This window comes from Ohtaekwangia sp. (assembly GCF_036786105.1).
GTDB lineage: Bacteria > Bacteroidota > Bacteroidia > Cytophagales > Cyclobacteriaceae > Ohtaekwangia.
This window is the reverse complement of the sequence record NZ_DAIQRQ010000021.1, coordinates 16,594-42,640: the sequence shown is the minus strand read 5'-3', so window position 1 is coordinate 42,640 and position 26,047 is coordinate 16,594. Positions and strand designations below refer to the sequence as shown.

Here is a 26,047-nt window from a genome sequence, read left to right as displayed (position 1 = left end):
TCATTCCCGTCTTTTTCGATCTTGCCCGATAGCGATTAACTGATAACGGATATGCAATTCTGTGAGATCTGTGGAAAAAAAAATTATCCGCTAACTGTAAGCATCACACCCACAATTAACGGATAACAATTCGCCGATAACGACTAAACTGATAACTCAATCGTATCGCCTGCGCTGAAAGTGCCAGAAGACTTTCCGTCTTCCGGACTTCCGGACTTATTCCTTATCTCTTCTTCGCCTTTTTTGGCGGAGCTTTCTTCGCTGCTTTTTTGGCTGGCTTGGCCGAAGAGGCCTTGCTGCTCGACTTGGATTTTTTTGGTGGGCTCGCTTTTTTGCTGGTGGCTTGGGGCCTGGCTTTTGCTTTCTCCTTTTTCACCGCCTGCTTTTTCGGGCTCGCCGAAGAGGCTGACTTGGCCGTCTGCTTCGACTTCGGGCTCAGATTCGAACTCAATTTTTTTTTTGACGACTGATCCGTGTCAGTAGTCTCTGTCAAAGCACTCTCTTCATCACCTTCTTCCAAACCGGTTTCTTCTTCCTGCACCAGGTTTACTTTCGTTACCTTGTACTGAGAAAGTTTATTACCCACGGCCTTCCAGCCTTTGATATCTACAACCTCTTCGAGGTTCACAACTTCTGTTACCTTCGGTTTATCTTTAGCTTTCACTACCTCCACTTCTACTTCCGGTGTTTCAGAGGTGGTTACGGCCACGAGGCGTGAGCCGATGCCTTCTGAGATAAATCCAAATTCCTTATCGAGTGTAGTCGTTTCAATCATAAAGCGCTTCGCCATATACTGCTTGCTCTCGCCATCTACGTACACAGCCGATATAGCTTTTTCAGGATTGAATCTCTCTACGTGCAACGTCTTCTCCGGATCAAAACGATTGGTAAGTTCATAATTCGTGATCTTGTAAGAACCATTGCGGTAGAAAGTGATAAGCTTATCATCAACATCGAACTTGCCCAGATAGCGCCCGCGCTTCTCTTTGTTCAAACGACCTGCATCGGCATCGAACCAGAGGTCAAGTTTACTTAGAGTCGATCCCCCCGCTTTGAGGAAGTCAACCTTACGAACCGGGTATGGTGTAAGTATATTTCCGCGAGAGCTTCTGCCCTTTATTTCCAACTCGGCAAAGTCGTACGTAAATATCTTCTTGCGCGCGGTACTGGATTGCGAAAGTTTTACTTCTACTTTCTCCGCTTCGCCATTCGGATTTCCACTCACATAGAGAATGCGGGAGTTCGGATTGCCCTGCGTCAAATCATACTCCTTATCGCGGGTAACACCTGGTATATTGAAACGCTTCGCGAAGCTCTTACCTCCTTTTCCATCGGCATAGATCACATTATATACCATACGATCGTCACCTTTCTTCCAGATGCCTACATACAGTATATCTTTACCCATGAAGACTTTATCCTGGATACGCGACACTCTCGCTTTACCATCCTTGCGGATCACGATTACATCGTCAAGATCAGAACAGTCGCAGATATACTCATCTTTCTTCAAACCATATCCAATGAAGCCATCAGCGCGGTTCACATATAACTTCTGGTTGTTTGCGATAACTTCCACAGCCGTAACAGACTGGAAGCTCTTGATCTCTGTTTTACGCTCGCGACCTTTGCCATATTTCTCAAGTAGTCGCTGGAAGTAAGCAATAGCAAAATCAGTCAGGTTCTTCAGGTGATGTTCTGTTTCCTTCAGTTCTTTCTGAAGATCGCGCAGCATCTCATCTGCTTTGAATGAGTCAAATTTGGAGATACGCTTGATGCGTATTTCCGTGAGCCGTACAATATCATCTGTCGTAATCTCGCGATAGAATTTCTTCTTGTGAGGTTTCAGTCCCTTATCGATCGTCTGAATTACTTCTTCCCAACTTTCCGCTTCTTCAATGTCGCGGTATATACGGTTTTCGATAAATATCTTTTCGAGTGATGAGAACAGGATCTTCTCCATCAGCTCTGAACGTTTGATCTCCAGCTCACGCTTCAGGAGTTCTACGGTTTGATCCGTATTGGCTTTCAATATCTGGTTCACCGGCATGAACCGTGGCTTGTCGTCCACAATCACGCAGGCATTCGGCGATATCGATATTTCACAATCCGTAAATGCATAAAGGGCATCGATCGCTACTTCCGGAGATTGCCCTGGCTGCAATTGCAATTGGATCTCTACATTGGCAGCTGTATTATCAATCACCTGCTTTACCTTGATCTGGCCTTTCTCACTCGCCTTCACGATCGACTCCATGAGAGATGTTGTGGTGGTTGAGAAAGGTATCTCCTTGATAACAAGCGTCTTTTTGTCAAGCACATCAATCTTGGCTCTCACCTTGATCTTCCCTCCTCTCAATCCCTGGTTGTAATCGCTGAAGTCAGCAATACCTCCGGTGGGAAAGTCAGGGTATATTTTCGGATTCTTACCCTTCAGTATATCAATAGAAGCCTTGATCAGCTCGCAGAAGTTGTGCGGCAAAATTTTGGTTGAAAGACCTACCGCTATACCTTCTACTCCCTGCGACAGCAACAGCGGAAACTTTACCGGCAGCGTAACCGGTTCTTTCTTACGACCATCGTACGACAATTGCCATTCGGTAGTCTGCGCGTTGTAAACAACATCGAGCGCAAACTTCGAGAGGCGCGCTTCTATATAACGTGGCGCTGCTGCACCATCGCCGGTGCGAACATCTCCCCAGTTACCTTGTGTTTCAATGAGCAGATCCTTCTGCCCTATATTTACGATTGCCTCACCAATGGAAGCATCACCGTGCGGGTGATACTGCATGGTGTTACCAATCACGTTCGCTACTTTATTGAACCGGCCATCGTCCATCTCTTTAAGTGAGTGCATGATTCTGCGCTGCACGGGCTTGAACCCGTCTTCCAGCCGCGGAACGGCACGCTCCAGAATTACATACGAGGCATAATCGAGAAACCAGCTTTCGTACAGACCATCGATCGCAATGGAGTGGATTACATCTTCACCTGTACCGCCACCGTTGCTTGGTTCTTCGTTCGACTCGTTGTCGTGGTTTGCTTTCGGGTTGTCTTTCTTACTCATGACCGATTAAAAAAATGTCTTCAATACTATGCTTCTACTTCTTCCTCTGTTTTTTCTTCTGCCACCCCTTCTACCTTATCCAGTTCAATGCGCAGGTTCTCAATAATAAAATCCTGACGTGTAGGCGAGTTCTTGCCCATATAGAACTCCAATATCTTCTGCAGGTGGCTGTCTTTATGCAGCAACACCGGCTGAAGACGAATATTCTCTCCGATGAAATTTCCAAACTCATCCGGCGATATCTCTCCTAATCCTTTGAAGCGGGTAATCTCCGGTTTGCTTCCAAGCTTCCTGATGGCAGCCTGCTTTTCTTCATCGCTATAGCAGTAGATGGTTTCTTTCTTGTTACGCACCCGGAACAGCGGAGTCTCCAGAATGAATACATGGCCAGCCTTTACCAAATCGGGGAAGAACTGCAGGAAGAACGTCATCAACAACAGGCGAATGTGCATACCATCCACATCCGCATCGGTAGCGATAATTACTTTATCGTAACGAAGTCCATCGAGACCGTCTTCAATATTCAAGGCGTGCTGCAGCAGGTTGAACTCTTCGTTCTCATACACAACTTTTTTAGTAAGACCGAAACAGTTCAACGGCTTACCGCGCAAGCTGAATACGGCTTGTGTCTCCACATCACGCGACTTGGTAATAGAACCACTGGCCGAGTCACCTTCGGTAATGAAGATCATGCTGCCGGCACCTTTTGGATTCTTTTCATCGAAGTGATAGCGGCAGTCCCGCAACTTACGGTTGTGCAGGTTTGCTTTTTTGGCACGCTCGTTCGCCAGCTTTTTGATACCGGCGATCTCCTTGCGTTCACGTTCTGATTGCTGAATGCGTTTCTTCAATGCATCAGCTGCAACCGGGTTGGTATTCAGGTATATCTCCAGTTCTTTGGCAACAAAGTCGCCTACGAAACTTTTAATTGGCTGCCCTCCTTCCGGAGCAGTATGAATCGATCCGAGTTTAGTTTTAGTCTGCGATTCGAATACAGGTTCCTGCACACGCACGGCAATTGCACCAATGATACTTGCACGGATATCGGCAGCATCAAAATCGGTTTTATAAAATTCGCGAACACCTTTTACAACGCCTTCACGGAACGCTGCGAGGTGCGTACCTCCTTGTGTAGTGTTCTGGCCGTTCACAAAGGAGTAGTATTCTTCTCCGTACTGGTTGCCGTGGGTAAGAGCAACTTCAATATCTTTTCCTTTCAGGTGAATGATCGGATAGCGAAGATCATCAGCATCAGATTTCTGTCTGAGCAGATCGAGCAGACCGTCTTTAGAAAAGAACTTCTGTCCGTTATAATTTATGGTAAGACCGGCATTGAGGAAGGCGTAGTTCCACATCAAGTCATCCAGGTATTCCGGAATGAAGTGATAATTCTTGAACATCGTGCTATCCGGCTCGAACTCAACATACGTTCCGTTCTTCTCCTCGCTCTTGCCGGGTTTCGGATCGTTCACCAAAACGCCTTTCCTGAACTCTGCCAGTTTCTGCTGGCCTTCGCGGAATGCCTGCACTTTAAAATAGCTCGACAAAGCGTTCACCGCTTTTGTACCGACACCGTTCAGACCTACGGATTTCTGGAAAGCACCGGAATCGTATTTCGCACCCGTATTAATCTTGGACACAACATCCACGACCTTTCCGAGGGGTATACCACGGCCGTAGTCGCGAACGGTAACTTTAGATTCGGTTATCGTTACATCGATCGTCTTTCCGTAGCCCATCATGTGTTCATCGATACAGTTATCGACTACCTCTTTTACCAATACATAAATACCATCGTCCTTGGATGATCCGTCACCGAGTTTACCGATGTACATACCCGGACGCAGGCGAATGTGTTCACGCCAGTCGAGCGACTTAATGCTCGATTCATCATACGTAAACATGGAAGATTCTTTCTCCGATTTTGCCATAGCACGAATAGGATTTAGCGTTCAGAAAATTGAAGACTAAAAAATTCAATATCAAAGTTTAAAAAATCTGCTGCTTCATGAAAACCTGCAAGCGAAAGGATCGCCTGTTGGGCCGCAGCAAAATATCTATCTGGTTCTAATAAAATGAATTTTAAAGTCACTTCAAGGGATTCAATAAAAACTCTAATTACAAAAATGAATAAACTACTATACTGTAATCAACTGTGTAGCAAGAGCTAAAATCAGCTCAACTAAACTGATTGATTTGATGATTTCTTGTCGAAAAAGCGCACAAAAGGCCAGCTGATCGCCCACAATGCGACCAGTCCTACACTACCATAGATTGCAAAGCCAATGCGGCTAAAGTCGAAACGTTCATCGCTGTTATAGGCATTGATCAGGAATAAGCCCACCACGAAAAAGAAATTAATAGCGATAATAAGTCCGTAGAACCATGCACGAAACGTATGATCTTTTTTATACAAACTTGAAATCAAATACACTAACACGTTGATAATGGTGAGGAATGCTACCACGATGTAAAAGAAAACATCACGCGTAAGCAGCACCGTTTCGATACCTTCCTGCTGCACAATAACATTCTCCGGCAGGTCGGCATATACATACAGCAAGGCAGCCAGCACACCCAGCAACGAGAAAAACCACACTGCCCGAAAGATCTTAAAAATCATATTACGTCCTCAATTTTGGCGCAATTAACCACCATCATTTTTAACAACCAAGAAATTAGAAGACACTTCTCCCCTTGCATCTCACAACACAATAGCCTTCCTTTGTTGTTAAATAAACGCATCGGGGTGCCACTTGTGGCTGAGATTATACCCGGGGAACCTGATCTGGTTAGTACCAGCGAAGGGAATGCTAAGCTTCGATTTTACTTTTTACGGGTAATAAGATAGTGAGCCGCATTCCTTTTGGATGCGGCTTTTTTTTTCACTTAAAATTGAAGCTATGTCTTTTAACCTCGTCACACAAAATCTGAGATCGTGGCAGAACCGGAAAGAATGGTTCTTCAACCGCGAGCATACCGACACATACGAGTTGTGGTATGAAGGCCGCTACAAGCGTGCAGAGATCTGGCAGAAGAAAATCATGGGCGATTTGGTATTGAGCGATCCCCGCATCCGCACGCTCCTGGAATTTGGCTGTGGCACTACGCGGTTCACCCGCTGGTGGCACAACATCGGCATTGAAGCTACCGGTGGCGACCTCTCTCCTTTTATGCTGGGGCAAGGTGCACAGTTATTCAAAGGCGACCTGGTGCTGGCAGATTCGCACTATATGCCCTTCAAAGACAAAACGTTCGATGCCGTTGCCTTTATTACCACTTTTGAATATTACCGCGACCCGGTTCAGGTAGTGCGTGAAGCTGCACGGGTGAGCCGTCATGGTATTTTCTTCGGCATGATGAACCGGAACTCGCCCAAGATCGTACGCAGAAGAGTACAGCAGTTCTTCGGCAAGAACCCATTCTATGTAACTGCTACGTTTCACACTCCGGCAACGCTAACCAGAGTCATACACAAGGCGCTGCAGGGAAAAGAATATACCCTCGAATGGAATTGTACCGGATTGCCCAAGTGGTTCCCGGTTCAGCAGTGGAAAGTACCATACGGTGATTTCTTCGGACTTCATGTAAAATTCAAAGAATGATTTATGGACACACTGGAAGCAACTCAATTTCCGGACACCGGGAAGATTCAGAACAGTTTCTTTAAAGAGAGGATATTTCCCTTCTGTGGTGCAGCACGGAGGGAAGTAATGATTGGACCGGAATATGGCGTGGACATTTCGCTGGTAAGTCTGCCCAACGGATTAGCCATGGCCATGACGAGCGATCCGCTGTCGCTCATACCAACACTCGGTCTGCGCGAATCTGCCTGGCTATCGGTGCAACTGATGGCCAACGATATGGCCACCACCGGCTTTGCCCCGCAATATGCACAGTTTACCCTGAACCTGCCCACAACGCTTGAGGTAGACGACTTCGAACAATACTGGCGCTATATACATGAGTTTTGCGCACGGCTAGGAATTGCCATTACCGGCGGACATACCGGACGATTTGAAGGTTTGCAATCTACCGTTGCAGGCGGAGGCACTATGATCACCCTTGCTCCAGGCGAGCAGATTATTACCAGTAAAGGCGCCAGACCGGGCGATATATTGATCATGACCAAGCAATGCGCACTGATCGCCACCTCCATCCTCGCCCTGAGCTTTCCGGAAACAGTAAAGAAAGGATGTGGAGCAGCTGTTCAACAACAGGCCGCTTCTTTATTTTATGAGACCAGTGCCGTGGAAGCAGGGCTGATTGCAGGAGAAATTCACCGACACACTTTTGCCGTAACGGCCATGCACGATGTTACCGAAGGTGGTGTACTAGGGGCTATTATTGAGCTTGCTCATGCTTCGGGCTGTGGTGTAGAGGTAAATGGCGACAACATTCCAGTAGGGCATGCGCAACAATTGATCGGAAAGTTATTCAACATCGATCCGCGATTTTGTGTTGGAGCCGGCTCGATGATTATCACCGTTAAACCGGAAATTCTGGAACCGCTTCTTAAAAAATTTGCCAGCCAGAAAATCCAGGCTACTGTTATCGGCAAAATTACCGAACCGGCTAACGGTCTGATACTTTCTGAAGATGGTACACAAAAAAAGCTGCAACATCCCGGGGCTGATCCTTATTGGAACGCATTCTTCCAGGCATTACAACTTGGGTGGAAATGAGCACGGATCACCTGACAATAAGTATATTATGAGTAAGCCCAATATTCATGGCGGTCTATACCTGGTGGTTGATCCTTATCCCGGTCAAGAGCATGTACTTCCCCGTCTCAAGGAAGCGATCGAAGGTGGCGTTGATGTTATTCAGTTATGGAACCATTGGCACCCACAACAGGATCAGCAAAGTTTTATCAATGCCACTCTATCGCTGGCTCAGCCAACCGGTGTACCGGTGTTGATACACGAAGCATGGCAATGGCTGCAGACCACTGCTTTGAACGGAGTACATTTCGATTCTATCCCTGCTGACTGGCCGGAGATGCAAAAGATAATAGGCCGGCCTTTTATAACCGGCATCACCTGCGGTAATGATTCTGCACGCATAGACTGGGCCATCCATCATGCTGACTATATATCGTTCTGCTCAATGTTCCCTTCTTCTTCTGCCAATAGCTGCGAGATCGTTTCACCTTACATCGTGGAGCAAACGAGAAGCAGAACCAGCATGCCTATTTTCGCTGCCGGTGGCATAACTACCGAAAATGTACCCGGACTCTTGTTGCTGGGTATAGATGGCGTGGCCGTGATCTCGGCGATCATGAAAGCCGATGATCCGAAAGAAGCCACACAAAACTTCAAGCATCGATTGGAGAAAAATTTATACTAAGATATAGCGAATCAACTTTACAATCTCATCACATGAAAACCTCATTGCTTTCCAAGCTCGCCTGTCCGTTCGACAAGAATGACCTGGAACTCAAAATATTCAAACAAGATCAGGACGACATCATGGAGGGTATTTTTACCTGTACACATTGCAAGCGGTACTATCCGATTATCTACGGCATCCCGATCATGTCGCCAGATGAGTACAGAGAGAAGTCGCTGGAACATCCTGTCTTACACCGCTGGGGCTTGCAACTGGAAGGAGACACATCCACATTTCGGTTACTCCCTGCCAGAGAGGAAATTGAAAAATGACCGCGGAAAAAAGTGCGTCTGTAAAAACTTGTGATAAATTGCGCCCTTTAAACGTAAAAAAAGATCATGAGTGAGTTACTACAGACCGTTCACGCAAAGGCAGAAAGCTGGCTTAACAGTCGCGCCATCGATAATGCTACCAAGGCAGAAGTAAAAGCACTTTTAAATAAGGAAGACTCAAAGGAACTGATCGATAATTTCTATAAAGATCTGGAGTTTGGTACAGGCGGACTACGTGGCATCATGGGTGCAGGCTCCAACTGTATGAACAAATATACTGTTGGCGTTGCTACTCAAGGGCTTGCCAATTACCTGAATAAAACTTTCCCGGGCCAGGAAATCAAGATCGCCATAGCACACGACAGTCGTAACAACAGCAGTACGTTTGCCGAAGTAGTGGCAGCCGTTTTTTCAGCCAACGGCATCAAAGTATATATGTTCAATGAATTGCGCCCCACTCCCCTGCTCTCGTTTGCCATTCGTTATCTGCAATGTCAATCCGGTGTGGTGATTACAGCATCGCATAACCCGAAAGAATATAACGGCTATAAGGCTTACTGGACCGGTGGCGCGCAAGTGGTTCCTCCTCACGATAAAAATATCATTGAAGAAGTAAAAGCCATCACTTCATTTGAACAGGTAAAGTTCAAACCCATACTTGCCAACATCCATCTCATTGGTGATGAGGTAGAACAGGCCTATTACGAAGAAGTAAAAAAGATCATCCCCAACCATGACGTAATTGCCCGGCAGAAAAATATTCCGCTGGTATATTCCAGTCTTCATGGAGCTGGTATTACCATGGTGCCTGAGTGTTTGAAGCAGATCGGTTTCACCAACATTCACATTGTAAAAGAACAGGAAGAACCCGATGGTGATTTCCCAACCGTAAAATCTCCCAATCCGGAAGAACAGTCAGCCATGGAGCTTGTTATCAAGCGTGGTAAGGAAGTAAATGCAACGATGGTAATGGCTACCGATCCGGATACAGATCGTGTAGGTATGGGAGTTCGCAAATCAGACGGAGAATTTATTCTATTGAATGGCAATCAGGCTTTCAGTCTCATGATGTATTTCATCATGAAAAATCTGAAAGACAAAAACAACACCTATATCGCCAAAACCATTGTTACCTCCGAGCTCATCGATATGATGGCCGCACGCTTCGGCGTTGAATGCTATAACACGCTAACCGGATTCAAATATATAGCAGAGCTGATGGGTAAACTTGAAGGCAAGAAGAAATTCGTTGCCGCTGGTGAAGAAAGCTATGGCTATATGGCGGGCGATTTTGTACGCGATAAAGATGCCGTATCATCCTGTGCATTCTTTGCTGCCATGGCCGCGAGCGCTGCGGATGAAAGCAAATCCATGTACGACTGGCTGATCGATATGTACGTAGAGTTCGCCTACTATAAAGAGGCACTGCTGAACGTGACCAAAAAAGGTCAGCAAGGTGAGCAGGAAATCAAAGCTATGATGGAGAAGTTCAGAAACAATCCTCCCGCTACCATCATTGGAAGTCGCGTAGTTCGATTGCTCGACTATAAAATTCTGAAAGAGAAAGATTTGCTCACCGGCAAAGAAAGTGACCTTGATTTTCCGAAGTCAGATGTGCTCCAGTTCTACCTCGAAGACGGCACTAAAGTATCTGTGCGTCCGTCTGGTACGGAGCCCAAGATCAAGTTTTACATCAGCGCCCACGCGCCACTGGCGTCACGCGCGGACTTCGAAAAGGTAGATCAGCAACTTGATGTCAAAATCAAAGGCATAGAGCAATATCTTTTGAGTGTCTAGGTTAATACGTGTTTAGGTGTGTACGGTTCAAGCCTCCCAACATAAACATGTGCACGCGTAAACACCTAAACACGTAAACCCCTATCTTTGCGGGCTTGATCATGAAAAAAGTCGCTTTTTATACGCTGGGTTGCAAACTGAATTATTCAGAGACCTCCACTATTTCCCGCATGTTCGAGGAAAAGGGCTATAAAAAGGTCGATTTTACAGATACTCCTGATATTTTCATCATCAACACCTGCTCGGTAACGGAAAATGCCGACAAGAAATGTCACAAGATCGTACGCGAAGCACGCGGTATATCGCCTGAAGCCTATGTAGCCATTATCGGTTGCTATGCACAGCTCAAACCACAGGAGATATCCGAAATACCAGGCATAGATGCCGTTTTAGGAGCAGCAGAAAAATTCCGGTTGGTGGAATTACTCGATGGTTTTGTAAGAAAGCCCCAAACTGAAGTATTTGCTTCTGATGTCGAGCAGGCCAACACTTTCAATACCTCCTACTCGATCAACGATCGCACCCGTACTTTTCTGAAAGTGCAGGACGGCTGCGACTATTCGTGCACCTTCTGCACCATTCCACTGGCCCGCGGCAGCAGCCGAAGCGACAGCATTCAAAATATACTCAAGACAGCACATGAGATCGCAAAGACCGAAGTTCGTGAGATCGTATTAACCGGTGTAAACACAGGCGACTTTGGAATCCAAAACGGCACACGTATAGAACGCTTTGTTGACCTGGTGAAAGCGCTTGATAATGTTGATGGAATCGATCGGTTTAGAATTTCATCTATCGAGCCCAATCTCCTGACGGATGAAATCATTGAGTTTGTAACAACATCGAAAAGATTCGTTCCTCATTTTCATATACCACTCCAGTCCGGCTCTAACAAGATTCTGAAACTCATGCGCAGACGCTACTTGCGTGAGTTGTATACCGATCGTGTGGCGAAGATCAAATCACTCATGCCACACGCTTGCATCGGTGTTGATGTGATTGTGGGCTTTCCTGGCGAAACACAGGATGACTTCCTGGAGACATACCAGTTTTTGAATGAACTGGATATATCCTACCTCCACGTGTTTACATACTCCGAACGGGAGAACACGCCTGCAGCGATAATGCCTGGATCTGTGCCCGGAAACCAGCGGGCAGATCGTTCCAAAATGCTGCATATTCTTTCTGATAAAAAGCGAAGGAAATTCTATGAAGACAACCTGGGCCGTGAATCCACTGTGTTGTTTGAGAATGACGTTGAGAATGGTATGATGCATGGATTCACGGAGAACTATATTCGCGTTACGGCCAAGTACGATCCGATTCTCATCAATGAATTAAAGCGGGTAAAACTGATCGCCATTAACAATCTCGGTCTTGTTGAGGTTGAAGACACTTTCTCTGAAGTGTTGGCACACTGATTCGTTCGTGCGTTTTTCCAGGTAAGATTACTCGTAAGGTTTCGCTCCTCTCAGGTACATTTTGGGAATTTTGATCAGCATATTGTGGAGATAATTCCATCTTCTTACACCGTGCTTTATAGGCTTAGTCTCAAAAAATTACCTTCTGTGATCGCTATATATTTGTATCACATTTAGGGTTACAAAAAGAAATAAGCGGAGCCTACTCAAACCTGCTTAATCAAGAAAAGAGAGAACCAAGGTCAACGAAGTTGGAAGTGCTGGGTTCTCTTCTTTTATTTTTTACTGGCTCACAATTCCGTCCTTTATCTCAATTCTCCGGTCAGCCATTTTGGAAAGCTCTTCGTTATGCGTAACGATAATGAATGTCTGCTTTAGCTCCTCCCGAAGTTGAAAGAAAAGAGAATGAAGCTCCAACGCATTTTTGGAATCCAGATTTCCGCTGGGCTCATCGGCCAGAATAATGGCTGGGGCGTTAATGAGTGCCCGTGCTACAGCCGTACGCTGCTGCTCTCCTCCTGACAATTCTGATGGCTTATGATGCATGCGCGAGCTTAGTCCGAGCATCGATAACAATTCTTCCGCCCGCTTTCGCATATCAGTTTCACTTTGCAGGTTCCTGATCAATCCCGGTATCAGCACATTTTCAAGAGCAGAAAATTCCGGCAACAGATTATGAAACTGAAAAACAAATCCGATAGAACGGTTCCTGAACGCTGCTAAGTTCTTGGCTGACTGTGCAAATACGTTTTGCCCCTGGATATGTATACTGCCTTTATCCGGTGTATCCAGCGTTCCCAGAATATGTAGCAACGTACTTTTGCCTGCTCCGGAAGCTCCAACAATAGCCACTACTTCACCCTGGCTTACTTCGAGATCCACGCCTTTCAGCACCTTTAATTGTCCATACGATTTTTCTATCTGCGTTGCTCGTAACATCGCTAATTATATATATTCCCTTTGAAATAAAGCTTTAAATACGCTAGTTTCGCCCAAAACAAAAAATGCAATGAACATTCACGAATACCAAGGCAAAGAAATTCTTAAGAAATATGGAGTGGCAGTTCAACGAGGCATCGTGGCAGATACCCCTGACAGCGCTGTAAGTGCAGCAAAAGAATTGCAAGCTGAAACAGGCACGAAGTGGTTTGTCGTTAAGTCTCAGATACATGCGGGAGGACGTGGGAAAGGTACCGTGAAAGAAACCGGCTCCAGAGGAGTTGTTCTGGCCAAAGGTATAAATGAAGTTCCTGATAAGGTAAAAGCTATTCTGGGTGGTACGCTGGTAACAATTCAGACTGGTCCGGAAGGTAAAAAAGTAAATAAGGTTCTGATTGCCGAAGATGTTTATTATCCCGGTGAAAGCGAACCAAAAGAATATTATATGAGCATTCTGCTCGACCGTTCAAAAGGTTGCCCGGTAATTATGGCTTCAACAGAAGGCGGTATGAACATCGAGGAAGTAGCAGAAACTCATCCTGAAAAAATTATCAAAGAGTGGATTGATCCGCTGTTGGGTCTTCAGCCATTCCAGGCCCGCAAGATTGCCTTTTCTCTTGGTTGGGAAGGTAATGCCTTCAAAGAAGGTGTAAAGTTCATCAATTCACTTTACAATGCCTATCTCGGACTGGATGCTTCTATGTTTGAGATCAACCCGTTATTGAAAACATCTGATAATAAGATTCTTGCAGTTGATGCAAAAGTGAATCTGGATGATAACGCCCTTTATCGTCATAAAGACCTTGCAGAACTTCGCGACATCTCAGAAGAAGATCCATTGGAAGTTGAGGCTGGTACAGCCGGATTGAACTATGTAAAACTCGATGGTAACGTTGGTTGTATGGTTAATGGTGCCGGTTTGGCAATGGCTACCATGGACATTATCAAGTTGTCGGGCGGTGAGCCTGCAAACTTCCTTGACGTAGGTGGTGGTGCCAATGCCGAAACAGTAGAAGCCGGTTTCCGCATAATTCTGAAGGATCCAAATGTAAAAGCCATCCTGATTAATATATTTGGGGGTATTGTTCGCTGCGACCGTGTAGCCAATGGTGTAGTAGAAGCCTATAAAAAGATTGGAGACATTAAAGTGCCAATTATTGTAAGATTACAGGGAACGAATGCGGAAGAAGGAGCAAAAATCATCGAACAATCGGGGCTTAAAGTGTATTCAGCTATCGTGCTGAAAGATGCGGCTCAGCGAGTAAAAGAAGTATTGGCATAGAGTTTTCTGACATAGCCTGTCAAAATTGCTATATTGTATAAACTTTGACCGTAAACCCGATCAATGAAAAGGCTCCTTTGGTTTCTCGTTGCTATTTGTCTGATCCCCTCCTTCATGGAAGCGCAAAGCTTTTACTCTACAAGGAGAAATAGAAATTTGCTTGTCGGTTTTGGTTCCGGAACAGCCAATTACTATGGCGAAATGGTTAACCCTGGAGAATTTGGTGCCCTGAAGTTTAACATCGCTGCAAATGCTGAGTACTATTTGCGTGAGCGCATAAGCGTCCGTACCACGCTTACATTTTTTCAAATCTCAGGTAACGACGCAAAAGCAAATGATGACAGACAAGAGAGAAATCTTTCATTCAAGTCAAGCAACATTGAATTAAGTGCGCTCGGGGTTTTGAATCTTAGTCCTGTGGGGCTTCGGTTTTATCAACGGTCGCAAATAAATTTGCATGCTTTTGCTGGTATAGGTCTATTATATTTTAATCCAAAGGCTGAGTACAAAGGGAAAACTTATGCACTTGAACCTCTACAGACCGAAGGCAGTGGATATAGTAGAGTCACTCCTGTGATTCCGATTGGTTTGGGTGCACGTATTAAACTCGATCCTTTCTTTAATATTTTGATAGAAGGTGGATATAGAATAACCTTCACCGACCATCTGGATGATGTAAGCGTAAGGAGGTATCCGGAAGCATCAACTTTAAAAAGCGATCTTTCAAGAGCTCTTTCAGATCGGAGAGTTGAAATTGGTACCCAGCCCCCAATCCCCTCTCAACAGGGTGTAAGAGGAAATCCCAATAAGAATGACGGATACTTTTTAGCAAATATCACGCTGCAATACTATCTCCCGACCGAAATTTTTCAAGATTCACAACGGAAGCTCTACAATCGAAAACGAAAATACTATTATAGAAGGCCTTAGAACAGAAACAAAAAACAAACGGACAACCTGATAAAGTTGTCCGTTTGTTTTTTTAACTACTTACATCCAAAATTTCGAAACGAGAGTAGTTGCTTTTGTATTCAGGAACAATTTCCTTCATTAACGTTACCATTTTGTGTTCGTTTCTATCCTCGATAAAATCCTCTAGTAAATCAAGGCTCTTGCAAATCTCCTCATACATATACTCAGATACTTTTGCCTTTAATATCTTTTCATGGTGCGTTGCAATTGTATTCTCCTGATCATTCAGCAGTTCTTCATAGAGTTTCTCGCCATCCCTCAAACCAGTAAATACTATCTCTATATCCTTATTTAGCTCTTTGCCAGATAGCTTAATCATCCTGCGGGCTAAATCGTAGATTTTTACAGGTTTTCCCATATCAAAAATAAAAATCTCACCTCCTCGTCCCATAACACCAGCCTCTATTACCAGTTCGCATGCTTCTGGAATAGTCATGAAAAATCTGGTTATTTCAGGGTGAGTAACCGTAACAGGTCCTCCCTTTTTTATTTGCTCTTTAAAAATAGGAATGACTGAACCATTGGATCCCAGGACATTGCCAAATCGCGTGGTTACAAAAGACGTCTTGGCTATGCCCATCCTTTCAAGATGTCTATCGAGAGATTGAACATAAATCTCAGCAATTCTCTTTGTACACCCCATTACGTTTGTAGGATTGACAGCCTTATCCGTAGAGATCATAACGAACTTCTTTACCTTGAATTCGATAGCAAGATCGGCCAGCAATCGGGTGCCAAAAATATTAACGCTTACCGCTTCTGACGGATTACTCTCCATGAGCGGAACATGTTTATAAGCTGCTGCATGGAAAAGCATCTCCGGGCGAAACTCTTCAAAGATTCTTCTTATTCTTATTTTGTTACAAACATCGGCTATGAATACAAAGATTCTTGTTTGCTTGTTCTTATTCCGCAGCTCCCGTTCAATTTCATATAGCGGAGATTCCGCCTGATCAATCAAGATCAGCGTTGACGGTTTAAAGTTCAGTATCTGTCTTGCCAGTTCGGATCCGATTGAGCCCGCTGCGCCGGTAATACAAATGATTTTTCCCTGCACATCTTCTTCAATAGCTTTGTTATTTAATTTTATCACTTCCCTACCGAGAAGATCCTCAATGTTAATGTCCCGTATTTCTTTAACGTCCCAATCATTCTTTAGCCATTTATCAAAAGACGTTACATAACTAACCCGAATCAAATGATTCAAAGCATCATCTACAATTTCATTCTTCCGATCGATTGAAAGGTTTCTGACAGCAATTACAATTTTCTTTACTTTAAATTTATTAACGAGCTCCGTAAGCTTGTCATAGCTATATATTTTTGTCCCATTAATATCCTTTCCATTTTTTTTAGGGTCATCGTCAATTATACCTACCAATTTGTATTGACCGGTCATATCAGACTCTATTGCCTGTTTTGTTAAAAAACCAGCAACGCCTGCTCCAAAAATCAGCACAGGAATTTTATTCGGAAATCGAGACTTATAGTGGTTGAAGATGCTTTTTACTATAAGCCTATATTGGTATAAGAGTAATGATGAAACAAAAAATGAAATAAAGATTACCGAAAAGGGAATGAGATTTTTACTGAAGTTGTAAAAGTAAATCAGATTTAAAGCAGTAAGAATAGAAACGCTCAGGAACTCCGTGTACAGGATTCTGACTGCATCCTGTATACCGGTGTAACGGACGATTCCAGCGTATGATTTCGTAATAAGTGTTGACACTAATGAAACCAAAAGCGCCAGGGGGATAGTATAGTGCGGGCTAAATACCGCAATGGTCTTCCAATTAAAATTAAACCTGAGAAAAAAAGCTAATGCCAAAGACAATGACACTACCAGCAGGTCGATTAAAATAATAACCCACCTGGGCAAAAAGGTAAGCCGGTTTACAATTTGATTAAACAAGGACGATGTTTTTAAATCACTTATTCTTTTGAAAGCTTTTTAAAACCCAAAAGCTTCCTCAACCCTAAAGCACAACCTCCTGCTATAAGCCATTCAATACCTGTTATTGGTACCGCTCCAGCGTCCGGGTCTGTAGTTGGGTTCCCCGGTTGCCCAAAAAGAGTTAAGCTTGTAAAACAAAACATAACGGCAAAAACGAGTCTATACCTCCGCATCATTTTAAGTTTAGTACCTTAATACTGATTTCTCCATCAAAATTAATGAAATAAAGTCCTGAAGGAAATAGACTTAAATCAAATGTTCCTATGTATCCCTGGTTTTCACTCGGTCTCAGATCAACCTGCCCCACCCTGTTACCCAAGGAGTTAGTAACAAATACGCTCTTACAATCAGCTTCCTCCAACTTTATTGTCAAAAGTTTGCCATAAGTAACCGGATTTGGATAAATGATCAGGCCAGGTAGCGAAGAATTTTCTGACGCTATGATTTCTTTACTTGTTTTCGTTAAACACCCTTTTGATTCCACCACCAACTCATACATTCCAAAAGCTTCAATAGGTAACGTAACATCTGTTCCCTTAATCAAACCGTTATAATACCAAGTGTTTCCACTTTTATAATTTGACACTAATTGCATGTTATCTTGAATCTCAATTGCGGCTTGTTGAATTTCTTCAACATGAAGAGGAATATAATACCTAAAAGCAGGAACGGCGTTGCATTGATTAGACCAGCCAAGTAGGGAGATTTCATTTATTCCCGCATTCAATTTCTGTTGTGGAATTCGTAGCGTGATGGATCCGGTATAGCCATAGACACTGTCCATAACAGAATCATTCAATTTGGCTGCATAACTATTATACTCAGTACCTTTAATGGTTATTAAAGCATCATTTCCTTTGCATATTATGTCCTGACTGAAAATATCCAGTTCATGTGGCTTGGGAGAAATCCGAACAACAAATCTCTTCATGCCAAAGCTTTTTACATCAGACGTTATATCGAAATCATATATAGTGAACTCATTCAGATTGATTCGCCTGCCCAAAAAATTATCGAGGAGTGATATTGTTGCCCCATTATCAAATGATTCAATCTCTGAAAAAATCAGCTTGTAATGCCCCTCCCCGGCATTGGATATATCCAATGAAATGTCATTCTCACATTTCAAAAAAGGTAACGAATTTATTGACGCTTTTTGACCGCTTTTTAGTACGGTTGAGAGATTGAAAATCTCATTCGGGAGTTTATAAGCATCAGCATGGCTATCAAATTGCTCAGTCGCATCTTCACGGAAATGAATCACGGTCTCATCCCGGTAATTACCCTGGCTCAGAGTTACTCTCAATAAATTGGATGGTGTAGCCTCCCTAAAAAAAATACCCTGACTGGATGGGGCTTTCACAGACTCCGAGCAGCTAAATGTAATAGGGCCTCCGTTGCTTTTTACAAAAAACGCTTGCCCAATGGGTATATATCTGCTTCCTCCATTTGTGCCTACTGTACCATTAAATGTAGCATATACCAGTGGACTTACAGAATTATCGGCCATGTATATAGTGTTATTCAATCCTGTTTTCGTCCACCCGGTAGAAGCATTCCAATCTATTGTTGAAGGGTACGGATTACCAACAAGATTCCAACCGTCATTGGCATTGTTACCTGAAGACGTATAGGAAACCAGCGGAGTAAAGTTAACAGCTCCGGCATTTATTGGATTACGTACGTCCCACAGGGCATTGCCCCTCGAAGCAATAGGATCTATATTCCCACGAACAAATATTGCATAGCCCCTTCCCGTTGTTAAAGTTTCAGTATTGCTATTGAGTGGAAAATCCAAATAACCATCATTTATATCATTAACGCCGTTACCATTGGTATCTGTAATGACGGACTCATTATAAGAAAACATAGATTGAGAGGTATTGCATCCAGTACAAATACTCGTTCCTGTAAATGATCCTGTTATGGGTATTTCATTTTGAATATCCTGAACCAAAGCATTTTGAACAGGTGATGATATATATCTATAGATTCTGCCATTATTGAAGAAAGGACTGTTACTTCCCCCTTCAATTGACATGTACCGTTGTATCGTAACATTTCCCTGAACTTGAGCCGTACCTGATAAAGCAGCTATCGCTCCACCAATTGAGGGATTATCACTGGTAGAAAGAACGGTAAATACTCCGGAGTTTGTACCTCCATCTGCGTCTACAGTTGCATTGGTAGCGAGTGTTAATACTCCTATCAACTCCTGTCTATTCTCAATCCTGACATCAGGCGCAGCCGTTGTATTGGAAACAGTCATGTTATTAAATCTTGTTATACTACCGCCGCTTATCACTTGGCTAACTGATGCCGTTCCGAGAAAGGCTACTGTGCCATTGCCCGCTACAAAATTTCCCTCATTGGTAAAAGCACCGTGTACATTTAATACAGCGGGGGCTGTTAAGCTGCCATTAATAACAATATTTTGGAATGAGGGATTAACCGCGCCCGCAATAGTAGTGTTGCCGTTAAAAACGATAGTACCATTATTTCTGTTAAATGTACTGTTGTTTAAAATATTACCTGAGATTGTTAAGGTAGATCTGGGTGCATTAAAAGTGCCGGTCAAATTTCTTAAGGAGGCAATTGAAACAGGATTAATGCCACAGGTAAATGTTCCAGAGGTAAGCGTAAATTCTCCCTGAGCCAATAGAGATGACGTTAGGGTAACTGTACCTGCGCTACAGGTTATGTTATTAACGGCTCCCTTAATTTCAACTCCGGTTAACATAGATCCACCCGTATAAGTTAAATTGTAGGGGCCTCCACTTGGCGCCAGGCTTGTTGATGTAAATGATGCGGCTGAATTTCTTGTTACTGCTGCCCCGCTTCCAAATGTTAATCCGGATATATTGTTAAAGATGCCATCCGCTAATGTAAAAGTATTTAATACCGTCAGTTCACTATTCAGCGTTACTAATGTTCCTCCGGTAGGTCTGTTCAGTAAGAAGCTTCCCAGCGAATTGCCTGTTGGAGAAAATGTAAGTGTACCTAACGTGCCCGCATTGAGTATATTTAACGTTGAGTTTTCGTTAGACGAAATATATCCTCCCGATAATCTGTTATTGAATTGGGATCGCAGTTCCAATACCTGATCTTCTATAAACAAGGTTGTACCCGTTGCCAGGTTCAAATCGTCATTCACTACCAATGGAGCATTCATATCAACATTGCCATTGCTGATAGTCAGATTTAACGTTGTAACATTCTGAGAAAAAACTACAGTGCCCGCAGCTCTGTTTACTGTTATTGCTTCTATAGAAGCAGGTCCCTGTAGCGGGAAATCCCTGCCCAGGTTGCCAGTGCCATTAATTTGAAGGTTACAATTATTGCCATTAAAAACTATATTGTTCGTCCCGCTCAGGGTTCCATTGATAATAACAATGGCATTTCCATTTCCACTATTCACCTCAACATTGCCTCCCGATAAATCAAGATTGCCATTTACCTGAACAGATCTGGCCGTTGTCGTTAAGGTTGCTAAGATTAAATTTCCACCATTAAGATGAGCATCCCGGGAGACAACTAAATTGTCATTCGCAATGGTAAGATTACCATTTGTTACATAAAGATCTCTTCCAAGGGTTAGCGAAGCAGGAGTTCCTAATTCAATTGAAACTCCGGAAGCATTATCTATTTCTGCATCAACGCCAGAAGCAGAAGGATGTCCATTCCCTATAAATTGTGGATTTGATCCACCGTAAACAATTCGCGAACCTACATTAAATGTCCGGGTCACTACACGAATATTCCCAACACCGGTTCCCGAGCCTGTTATTATCGCACCCGTAGAATTTTCAGATTCAACAATGAGAGTTCCTCCAACTGTTAATGAACTACCAGCTCCTCCCATAATCTGTGATTCACCGAGAACCCGAAGTGAATGTGACGCCGGTAAAGTATATCTCAATAAACTGGCTGTAGATATAGTACCTGTATTAGAGAATGTATGTGCTAGGTTAGGTCCTATAAAATTTATGTTACCGCTGCCAACACCTATCTCTGAAAATGTCCCTCCTATCAACTCATAGTTGTGGATAATATTAAGCGATCCGATTCCGTTGCGCGATATAGCCAATAGTCCTCCAGCGGCATCCATGTTAAAATCGTATATATTTAAAGTACAAACCCCTGACGTTGTAATGTCCGAACCACTTGGGTTAACAGAACTATACATGAAACTGCCTGTGATGTTATACACTGTTCCCGGAGCAGCCCCCGTAGTTGACAACCGAACGCGAGAATTACCTTCTATTGACAGGTTCCCTCCTATTGATACGGTGGGATTTTGGGACGTTGCCATTTGAAATATACCTGTTCCTGTATTCAGTATGCGCAAGTTCCCGGTAACAGTAGTCAATAGTCCATTCATATTAAAGGTACCGGTCTGGGATATACAATTCCACGTTACGTTTCCGAAAGGCTGAGACCAATTTCCGGCTGCAGTGGCAGTGGTGACAGAGGTATATCCCTGTATCAACACCGTTGAGTTGGCATTCCAAAAAGCAAGCGGAACAGCTCCTTGTGTTGTTGTAAATAAATGGTTGTAAGTAGAGCCTGATTCAAAAATCAAATTGCTGCCTGTAGCTCCGGTAAGATTTGATGTGTTCTGCCTGACCAGCGTACCATACACATGGTTTTGTACAAAACCTGGACTTGTTTGTGACAGTAAACTTAATGTTCCTCCTGTGTTTATCGTCAATTGTCCATTCAACGTTAAGCCATCGACTGTAACGGAATACCCACTTGGGATTGAAACATTGTGATTCACAACAATGGATGTAGAGTTAGTGGTTGTTGGAATCACACCACCGATCCAGGTGGAGGTTGCGTTCCACGGACCGTCTTGATTTGATGTAATTGTTTGAGCTTGAATCTGCGATGTGGAAAGCAACACGCAGACTATAGATGTTGCCTTCAGGTAGTTGATCGTGTTCATAGGAAAGGGGGTCAAGTTTTCCGCACACAAGTTAGAACATGTAAGTTACTACATATTCAACTTAAATGTTCAACCCCTTTTCCTTTATTTTTTCATCACGCTGACTATTCTTTCTAATTGATTCTCAGTAAGATTGGAACCGGAGGGAAGGCACAATCCAATATTGAACAATTCTTCAGACACCCCGGACAGATATGCAGGGTGATGCTTAAAAACTGGCTGAAGATGCATTGGTTTCCAAAGTGGTCTGCTCTCAATATTTTCTTTTTCGAGTTTTTCCCTGACGCTCTCTCTGTCAAAGCCTGCTTGTGCCGGGTTAATGAGTATTGTTGTCAGCCATCTATTCGAAAATGCGCCCGGAATCTCTGACTGAAATTGAATCCCATTTATATCTGCTAATCGTGATCTATAAAATTCGAAAACAGTTCTCCGTTGTTTTATTCTTTCATCCAGGACAAGCAGTTGTCCTCGTCCTATCCCTGCAGATATATTGCTAAGACGATAGTTATAACCTATATGGGTGTGTTCATAATGGGGCGCCGGATCACGGGCCTGTGTTGCCAAAAATTTAGCGTTGGTAACCCAATCTTTATTATTTGAAACCAGTGCACCACCACCGGAAGTAGTAATGATCTTGTTACCGTTAAATGAATAAATGCCTATATCGCCGATTGATCCAAGCTTCTTCCCGAAATAGGTTGAACCCAATCCTTCTGCGGCATCTTCAATCAAGGGTATCTCATATTGCTTTGCAATCGCAGAAATCTCATTTACTTTGGCAGGCATACCATAAAGGTGAACAACAATAATTGCCTTGGGCTTCTTGCCTTTTGCAATGCGGTCTTTGATTGCTTCTTCTAATAAAATGGGATCCATATTCCATGAATCCAGTTCAGAATCCACAAAGACGGGTACAGCCCCTTGATAAGCTATAGGATTGCAGGAACCGGAGAAGGTAAAAGAAGAACATATAACTTCATCTCCAGCTTTGACATTCAACATTATTAGCGCCAAATGAATTGCAGCTGTACCGGAAGAAAGCGCTGCGCAGTATTTTACTTCATTATAGTTTGCAAGTGCTTCTTCGAATGCATTTATATGAGGCCCTACCGGTGATATCCAGTTTGTTTCAAAAGCTTCATTCACGAATCTAATCTCATCTCCACCCATATGAGGCGAAGAAAGCCATATCTTTTCCTTATCCATAAAAGTTAAATATACATTAGTCAGCCTACTTTATCGCTTATTTTCTTTTGATAGTAAAACGCTGGAATCAATAACAATAAAAGTGTCGGATTTAAAATCAGTCTGTGTAAAAATGAAAGCAAGGGACCGTTATAGGTAGGATAATGCATCTTTAGGATAAAATATGGAATTAAGAGGAAAACGATTCCAATCCCTTGTATCCAGAACGAAAAAATGACATACTTCCTTTCATAAAAAAGTGCATAGATTAATGCAATCGTTAACAAGTCGTTAAGAAGAAAACGGATCGACCGATTTATAATAAATTGGTAGATCGGAGTTGTGGCTAGATTAAATATTTCAGCCAGATTAATCCTCTGAAAAAGGAAAACAACAGCGAGTCCCGCCACTGAACAAAATCCAATGATGATGCGAAGCCTCATCTTTTAGAATTCAAAGAAAGAGACAATCGCACCCACCCTATCCACAAAATCAGAACCATTACATAAATGATAGCCGTGAAGAAATACTTATGCGTAAAATACATATAGTGCGGCAGGTCACGTGATACCCAAAATAACAATATAATGCGTATCAGATTAATCAGATAAATGCACGCGAATCCCAATAGCAAAAAGTAAAGCATCTTTTTTCCTATTGGGCCAAAAGCTACTGTAAATGCAAGGAACACAATCATTACATTTATACCGTTACAGCCCTCATAAACCGTAACCGGGCTCTTTCCATCATAAACAAGAGCGGTAGTAGGTCGCGTAGGATGATCAGAAGTGACCACATCGAGTCCGATAAATCTTAGGAGTGCCGCAGAATTTTCAGATACAATGTGCGTAACCGGATCTGGTTTAGGATAGTAGGCCGTTATATAAAATCCATAGAGAAGGTTTAAGACCAAGTATATACCGACAAATTTTGTCAGGAAGAAGAAAGTAGGTTTAAATTCCCTTAATTGAATACCTTTCATTTATCTAGATTTCTTTTGCAGGCACTCCCACCACCGTCTTAAAAGGCTGCACATTTTCCAAAACAACTGCGCCCATCCCAACGGTGCTGGCTTCTCCTAAAAGCACCTTGTTAAGAACATTGGCACCTGATCCTATATATACCAGGGGGCAAGCATTTACCTCCCCTGCTATATTTACCCCGCACATAACAGACGAATAATTTCCGATTGAGGAATCGTGACCTATGGTTGTATTCAGGTTTATCAGCGTATGATCACCTATGCTAATATCATTGGTCAGAATCGTTCCTGCACATAACACACATCCTATACCCAGCTTTATAGTAGCAGGCTCTTGCAGAACAACGGATGGGTGAATCAATATTGGAAACTGCACCTGGTATGTATCTAATTGATTAGCCAGCTTCCGCTTAATTTTTGTATCGGCAATAGCGAGAATAATATGAGGAATCTTCTCCATGGAGTCTAGTGCTTCCAAACCACCTAATACCGGTATATTTTTTATCATGGAACCTTTGGGGACATTATCGTCCAGGAAACCAACAACCTCCCACTCCGGTAATAGAAATACCAATGTCAATATTTCCCGACCCAGCCCACCTGCTCCGTATATAATCAAAGGCTTTTTCATGGTTGGTTATATCGTATTATTCGTGCAGGGTTCCCTACTGCCACAGCGAAATCTGGTATGTCCTGAATTACAACGGAGCCTGCTCCAATGGTCGTCCATGCTCCTATCCGTTTTCCCGGGATAACCGTTGCGCCAGCGCCTACAAATGCGCCTTCACCAACTTCCACACAACCACAAAGAATAACTCCCGGAGCAATGTGAACGAAATCGTATAAAACGCAATCATGGTCTACTTTGGCACCTGTATTAACAATAACGTGATTCCCTATCCTGGCTTGTGCCTGAATGATACTTCCCTGCAAAATCATATTACCGTGACCTAAAGACGCATACGGAGATATTATGGATGAAGGGTGTATCACATTTGTGAATCTGTGTGTTGTTTGGGAAACGACCTTTTTACGGACTGCATTATTTCCTATTGCAACTGTTATCATTGCCAGGGGTTCATAGTCGGGATTGTATATACCTAACTGAGGCACCCCGAAAAGATATCCGGAATATTTAGGGTCAAAAATACCAATCACATTACGCCTCTGCGCTAACAGACTGTCAACCACTACCCGAGCATGTTCACCTCCCCCTTGTAAAATGATCTTCTCAGTTTCCACGAAATTTTTCCATTGTAACTGACGTGTTGCTACTTATCCCTTCGGCTTTAAAAACCTTTACCACTGTCAAAAATAAGATTTTAACATCTAATGCAAAGGATATATGATCGACATACCAAACATCGCAGGCAAATCGCTCTTGCCAGTTCAGCGCGTTACGCCCGTTTACCTGAGCCCAGCCTGTTATACCCGGATGAACTTCATGACGCCTTCTCTGCTCATGATTATACAAGGGAAGGTATTCTACCAACAGTGGCCGGGGGCCCACGATAGACATATCACCTTTCAAAACGTTGATCATTTGAGGCAATTCATCAAGGGAAGTCTTTCGTATAAACTTTCCTACAGCGGTTAGACGCTTTTCGTCAGGCAGAAGATTACCCAACGCATCACATTCATCAGTCATCGTTTTGAATTTCAACACCCTGAATATCCTGCCGTTTTTTCCGGGACGCTCTTGTAAGAACCAAACATTTCCCTTGTTAGCAAACCATAACAGACATATTGAAACCAATAACAACGGCGAAGTTAAGATTAGCACAATCGATGCTATAAATTTATCAATAAGCGGTTTTATTACAGATTTATACACACT

The 26,047-nt window shown here is 43.3% G+C and carries 20 protein-coding genes and 1 riboswitch; of the genes, 8 read left to right on the top strand and 12 right to left on the bottom strand.

What is annotated here, in order from left to right:
• Positions 1 to 223: 223 nt before the first annotated feature.
• From V7Q33_RS11100 to V7Q33_RS11090, 3 genes are all read right to left on the bottom strand, one after another.
• Positions 224 to 3,067: a DNA gyrase/topoisomerase IV subunit A gene (locus tag V7Q33_RS11100; RefSeq protein WP_333819884.1), complete on the bottom strand. Its 2,844-nt coding sequence runs from the start codon at positions 3,065 to 3,067 to the stop codon at positions 224 to 226.
• Between the two features lie 26 nt (positions 3,068 to 3,093).
• On the bottom strand, positions 3,094 to 4,998 hold the full coding sequence (locus V7Q33_RS11095) for a DNA topoisomerase IV subunit B (RefSeq protein ID WP_333819883.1): 1,905 nt from the start codon (positions 4,996 to 4,998) through the stop codon (positions 3,094 to 3,096).
• A gap of 251 nt (positions 4,999 to 5,249) precedes the next feature.
• On the bottom strand, positions 5,250 to 5,690 hold the full coding sequence (locus V7Q33_RS11090) for a hypothetical protein (RefSeq protein ID WP_331976507.1): 441 nt from the start codon (positions 5,688 to 5,690) through the stop codon (positions 5,250 to 5,252).
• A 112-nt stretch (positions 5,691 to 5,802) separates the two neighbouring features.
• Positions 5,803 to 5,894, top strand: a riboswitch (TPP riboswitch).
• Between the two features lie 76 nt (positions 5,895 to 5,970).
• Here V7Q33_RS11090 and V7Q33_RS11085 point away from each other — a divergent pair.
• The 6 genes from V7Q33_RS11085 to mtaB all read left to right on the top strand — a co-directional run bounded on the left by V7Q33_RS11085 (position 5,971) and on the right by mtaB (position 11,948).
• Positions 5,971 to 6,672 (top strand): class I SAM-dependent methyltransferase, encoded by a 702-nt coding sequence (locus V7Q33_RS11085; protein ID WP_333819882.1) that lies wholly within the window; start codon positions 5,971 to 5,973, stop codon positions 6,670 to 6,672.
• A 3-nt stretch (positions 6,673 to 6,675) separates the two neighbouring features.
• Complete coding sequence (locus V7Q33_RS11080; RefSeq protein ID WP_333819881.1) at positions 6,676 to 7,752, top strand: AIR synthase family protein; 1,077 nt, start codon at positions 6,676 to 6,678, stop codon at positions 7,750 to 7,752.
• A 28-nt stretch (positions 7,753 to 7,780) separates the two neighbouring features.
• Positions 7,781 to 8,416 (top strand): thiamine phosphate synthase, encoded by a 636-nt coding sequence (locus V7Q33_RS11075; protein WP_333819880.1) that lies wholly within the window; start codon positions 7,781 to 7,783, stop codon positions 8,414 to 8,416.
• Positions 8,417 to 8,448: 32 nt separating this feature from the next.
• Positions 8,449 to 8,730 carry a Trm112 family protein gene (locus tag V7Q33_RS11070; protein WP_331976499.1) on the top strand — a complete coding sequence of 94 codons (282 nt, stop codon included), beginning with the start codon at positions 8,449 to 8,451 and terminating at the stop codon, positions 8,728 to 8,730.
• 66 nt (positions 8,731 to 8,796) lie between these two features.
• Positions 8,797 to 10,527 carry a phospho-sugar mutase gene (locus V7Q33_RS11065; protein ID WP_331976497.1) on the top strand — a complete coding sequence of 577 codons (1,731 nt, stop codon included), beginning with the start codon at positions 8,797 to 8,799 and terminating at the stop codon, positions 10,525 to 10,527.
• A 101-nt stretch (positions 10,528 to 10,628) separates the two neighbouring features.
• Positions 10,629 to 11,948, top strand: coding sequence for a tRNA (N(6)-L-threonylcarbamoyladenosine(37)-C(2))-methylthiotransferase MtaB (gene mtaB, locus V7Q33_RS11060; RefSeq protein ID WP_333819879.1), 1,320 nt, complete (start codon positions 10,629 to 10,631; stop codon positions 11,946 to 11,948).
• Positions 11,949 to 12,230: 282 nt separating this feature from the next.
• Here the strand turns inward: mtaB and V7Q33_RS11055 are convergent, their stop codons facing one another.
• The gene (locus tag V7Q33_RS11055) at positions 12,231 to 12,887 is read right to left on the bottom strand and encodes an ABC transporter ATP-binding protein (protein ID WP_333819878.1); all 657 of its coding nucleotides are present in this window, start codon (positions 12,885 to 12,887) and stop codon (positions 12,231 to 12,233) included.
• Positions 12,888 to 12,957: 70 nt separating this feature from the next.
• Here V7Q33_RS11055 and sucC point away from each other — a divergent pair, with 70 nt between their 5' ends.
• Both sucC and V7Q33_RS11045 read left to right on the top strand, forming a co-directional pair.
• A complete protein-coding gene (gene sucC / locus V7Q33_RS11050; RefSeq protein ID WP_331976491.1) occupies positions 12,958 to 14,169 on the top strand; it encodes an ADP-forming succinate--CoA ligase subunit beta in 1,212 nt (403 codons plus the stop codon).
• A gap of 63 nt (positions 14,170 to 14,232) precedes the next feature.
• Positions 14,233 to 15,099: a DUF6089 family protein gene (locus tag V7Q33_RS11045; protein WP_333819877.1), complete on the top strand. Its 867-nt coding sequence runs from the start codon at positions 14,233 to 14,235 to the stop codon at positions 15,097 to 15,099.
• A gap of 52 nt (positions 15,100 to 15,151) precedes the next feature.
• On the opposite strand, the gene V7Q33_RS11040 is transcribed toward V7Q33_RS11045, so the two are convergent.
• The 8 genes from V7Q33_RS11040 to V7Q33_RS11015 form a co-directional block, all read right to left on the bottom strand.
• Positions 15,152 to 17,020: a polysaccharide biosynthesis protein gene (locus V7Q33_RS11040; protein ID WP_333819876.1), complete on the bottom strand. Its 1,869-nt coding sequence runs from the start codon at positions 17,018 to 17,020 to the stop codon at positions 15,152 to 15,154.
• Positions 17,021 to 17,267: 247 nt separating this feature from the next.
• On the bottom strand, positions 17,268 to 22,043 hold the full coding sequence (locus V7Q33_RS11035) for a hypothetical protein (protein WP_333819875.1): 4,776 nt from the start codon (positions 22,041 to 22,043) through the stop codon (positions 17,268 to 17,270).
• Between the two features lie 84 nt (positions 22,044 to 22,127).
• A complete protein-coding gene (locus V7Q33_RS11030) occupies positions 22,128 to 23,249 on the bottom strand; it encodes a DegT/DnrJ/EryC1/StrS family aminotransferase (RefSeq protein ID WP_331976483.1) in 1,122 nt (373 codons plus the stop codon).
• Between the two features lie 20 nt (positions 23,250 to 23,269).
• Positions 23,270 to 23,671, bottom strand: a complete 402-nt coding sequence (locus tag V7Q33_RS23410) for an exosortase F system-associated membrane protein (RefSeq protein ID WP_414693425.1) — start codon at positions 23,669 to 23,671, stop codon at positions 23,270 to 23,272.
• The gene (xrtF, locus tag V7Q33_RS23405; RefSeq protein ID WP_331976481.1) at positions 23,668 to 24,210 is read right to left on the bottom strand and encodes an exosortase family protein XrtF; all 543 of its coding nucleotides are present in this window, start codon (positions 24,208 to 24,210) and stop codon (positions 23,668 to 23,670) included. Before xrtF ends, V7Q33_RS23410 begins: the two co-directional genes overlap by 4 nt.
• 4 nt (positions 24,211 to 24,214) lie before the next feature.
• Positions 24,215 to 24,841 (bottom strand): acetyltransferase, encoded by a 627-nt coding sequence (locus V7Q33_RS11025; RefSeq protein ID WP_333819874.1) that lies wholly within the window; start codon positions 24,839 to 24,841, stop codon positions 24,215 to 24,217.
• Entirely contained in the window at positions 24,838 to 25,452 is a 615-nt protein-coding gene (locus V7Q33_RS11020; RefSeq protein ID WP_333819873.1) for an acetyltransferase, read from the bottom strand. Before V7Q33_RS11020 ends, V7Q33_RS11025 begins: the two co-directional genes overlap by 4 nt.
• The gene (locus V7Q33_RS11015) at positions 25,442 to 26,044 is read right to left on the bottom strand and encodes a sugar transferase (protein WP_331976477.1); all 603 of its coding nucleotides are present in this window, start codon (positions 26,042 to 26,044) and stop codon (positions 25,442 to 25,444) included. Before V7Q33_RS11015 ends, V7Q33_RS11020 begins: the two co-directional genes overlap by 11 nt.
• Positions 26,045 to 26,047 lie beyond the last annotated feature (3 nt).

Excerpts from the sequence above, each read along its gene's own strand:
- V7Q33_RS11100 (WP_333819884.1), bottom strand. The coding sequence starts at position 3,067 with ATGAGTAAGAAAGACAACCCGAAAGCAAACCACGACAACGAGTCGAAC.
- V7Q33_RS11095 (WP_333819883.1), bottom strand. The coding sequence starts at position 4,998 with ATGGCAAAATCGGAGAAAGAATCTTCCATGTTTACGTATGATGAATCG.
- V7Q33_RS11090 (WP_331976507.1), bottom strand. The coding sequence starts at position 5,690 with ATGATTTTTAAGATCTTTCGGGCAGTGTGGTTTTTCTCGTTGCTGGGT.
- V7Q33_RS11085 (WP_333819882.1), top strand. The coding sequence starts at position 5,971 with ATGTCTTTTAACCTCGTCACACAAAATCTGAGATCGTGGCAGAACCGG.
- V7Q33_RS11080 (WP_333819881.1), top strand. The coding sequence starts at position 6,676 with ATGGACACACTGGAAGCAACTCAATTTCCGGACACCGGGAAGATTCAG.
- V7Q33_RS11075 (WP_333819880.1), top strand. The coding sequence starts at position 7,781 with ATGAGTAAGCCCAATATTCATGGCGGTCTATACCTGGTGGTTGATCCT.
- V7Q33_RS11070 (WP_331976499.1), top strand. The coding sequence starts at position 8,449 with ATGAAAACCTCATTGCTTTCCAAGCTCGCCTGTCCGTTCGACAAGAAT.
- V7Q33_RS11065 (WP_331976497.1), top strand. The coding sequence starts at position 8,797 with ATGAGTGAGTTACTACAGACCGTTCACGCAAAGGCAGAAAGCTGGCTT.
- mtaB (WP_333819879.1), top strand. The coding sequence starts at position 10,629 with ATGAAAAAAGTCGCTTTTTATACGCTGGGTTGCAAACTGAATTATTCA.
- V7Q33_RS11055 (WP_333819878.1), bottom strand. The coding sequence starts at position 12,887 with ATGTTACGAGCAACGCAGATAGAAAAATCGTATGGACAATTAAAGGTG.
- sucC (WP_331976491.1), top strand. The coding sequence starts at position 12,958 with ATGAACATTCACGAATACCAAGGCAAAGAAATTCTTAAGAAATATGGA.
- V7Q33_RS11045 (WP_333819877.1), top strand. The coding sequence starts at position 14,233 with ATGAAAAGGCTCCTTTGGTTTCTCGTTGCTATTTGTCTGATCCCCTCC.
- V7Q33_RS11035 (WP_333819875.1), bottom strand. The coding sequence starts at position 22,043 with ATGAACACGATCAACTACCTGAAGGCAACATCTATAGTCTGCGTGTTG.
- V7Q33_RS11030 (WP_331976483.1), bottom strand. The coding sequence starts at position 23,249 with ATGGATAAGGAAAAGATATGGCTTTCTTCGCCTCATATGGGTGGAGAT.
- V7Q33_RS23410 (WP_414693425.1), bottom strand. The coding sequence starts at position 23,671 with ATGAGGCTTCGCATCATCATTGGATTTTGTTCAGTGGCGGGACTCGCT.
- xrtF (WP_331976481.1), bottom strand. The coding sequence starts at position 24,210 with ATGAAAGGTATTCAATTAAGGGAATTTAAACCTACTTTCTTCTTCCTG.
- V7Q33_RS11025 (WP_333819874.1), bottom strand. The coding sequence starts at position 24,841 with ATGAAAAAGCCTTTGATTATATACGGAGCAGGTGGGCTGGGTCGGGAA.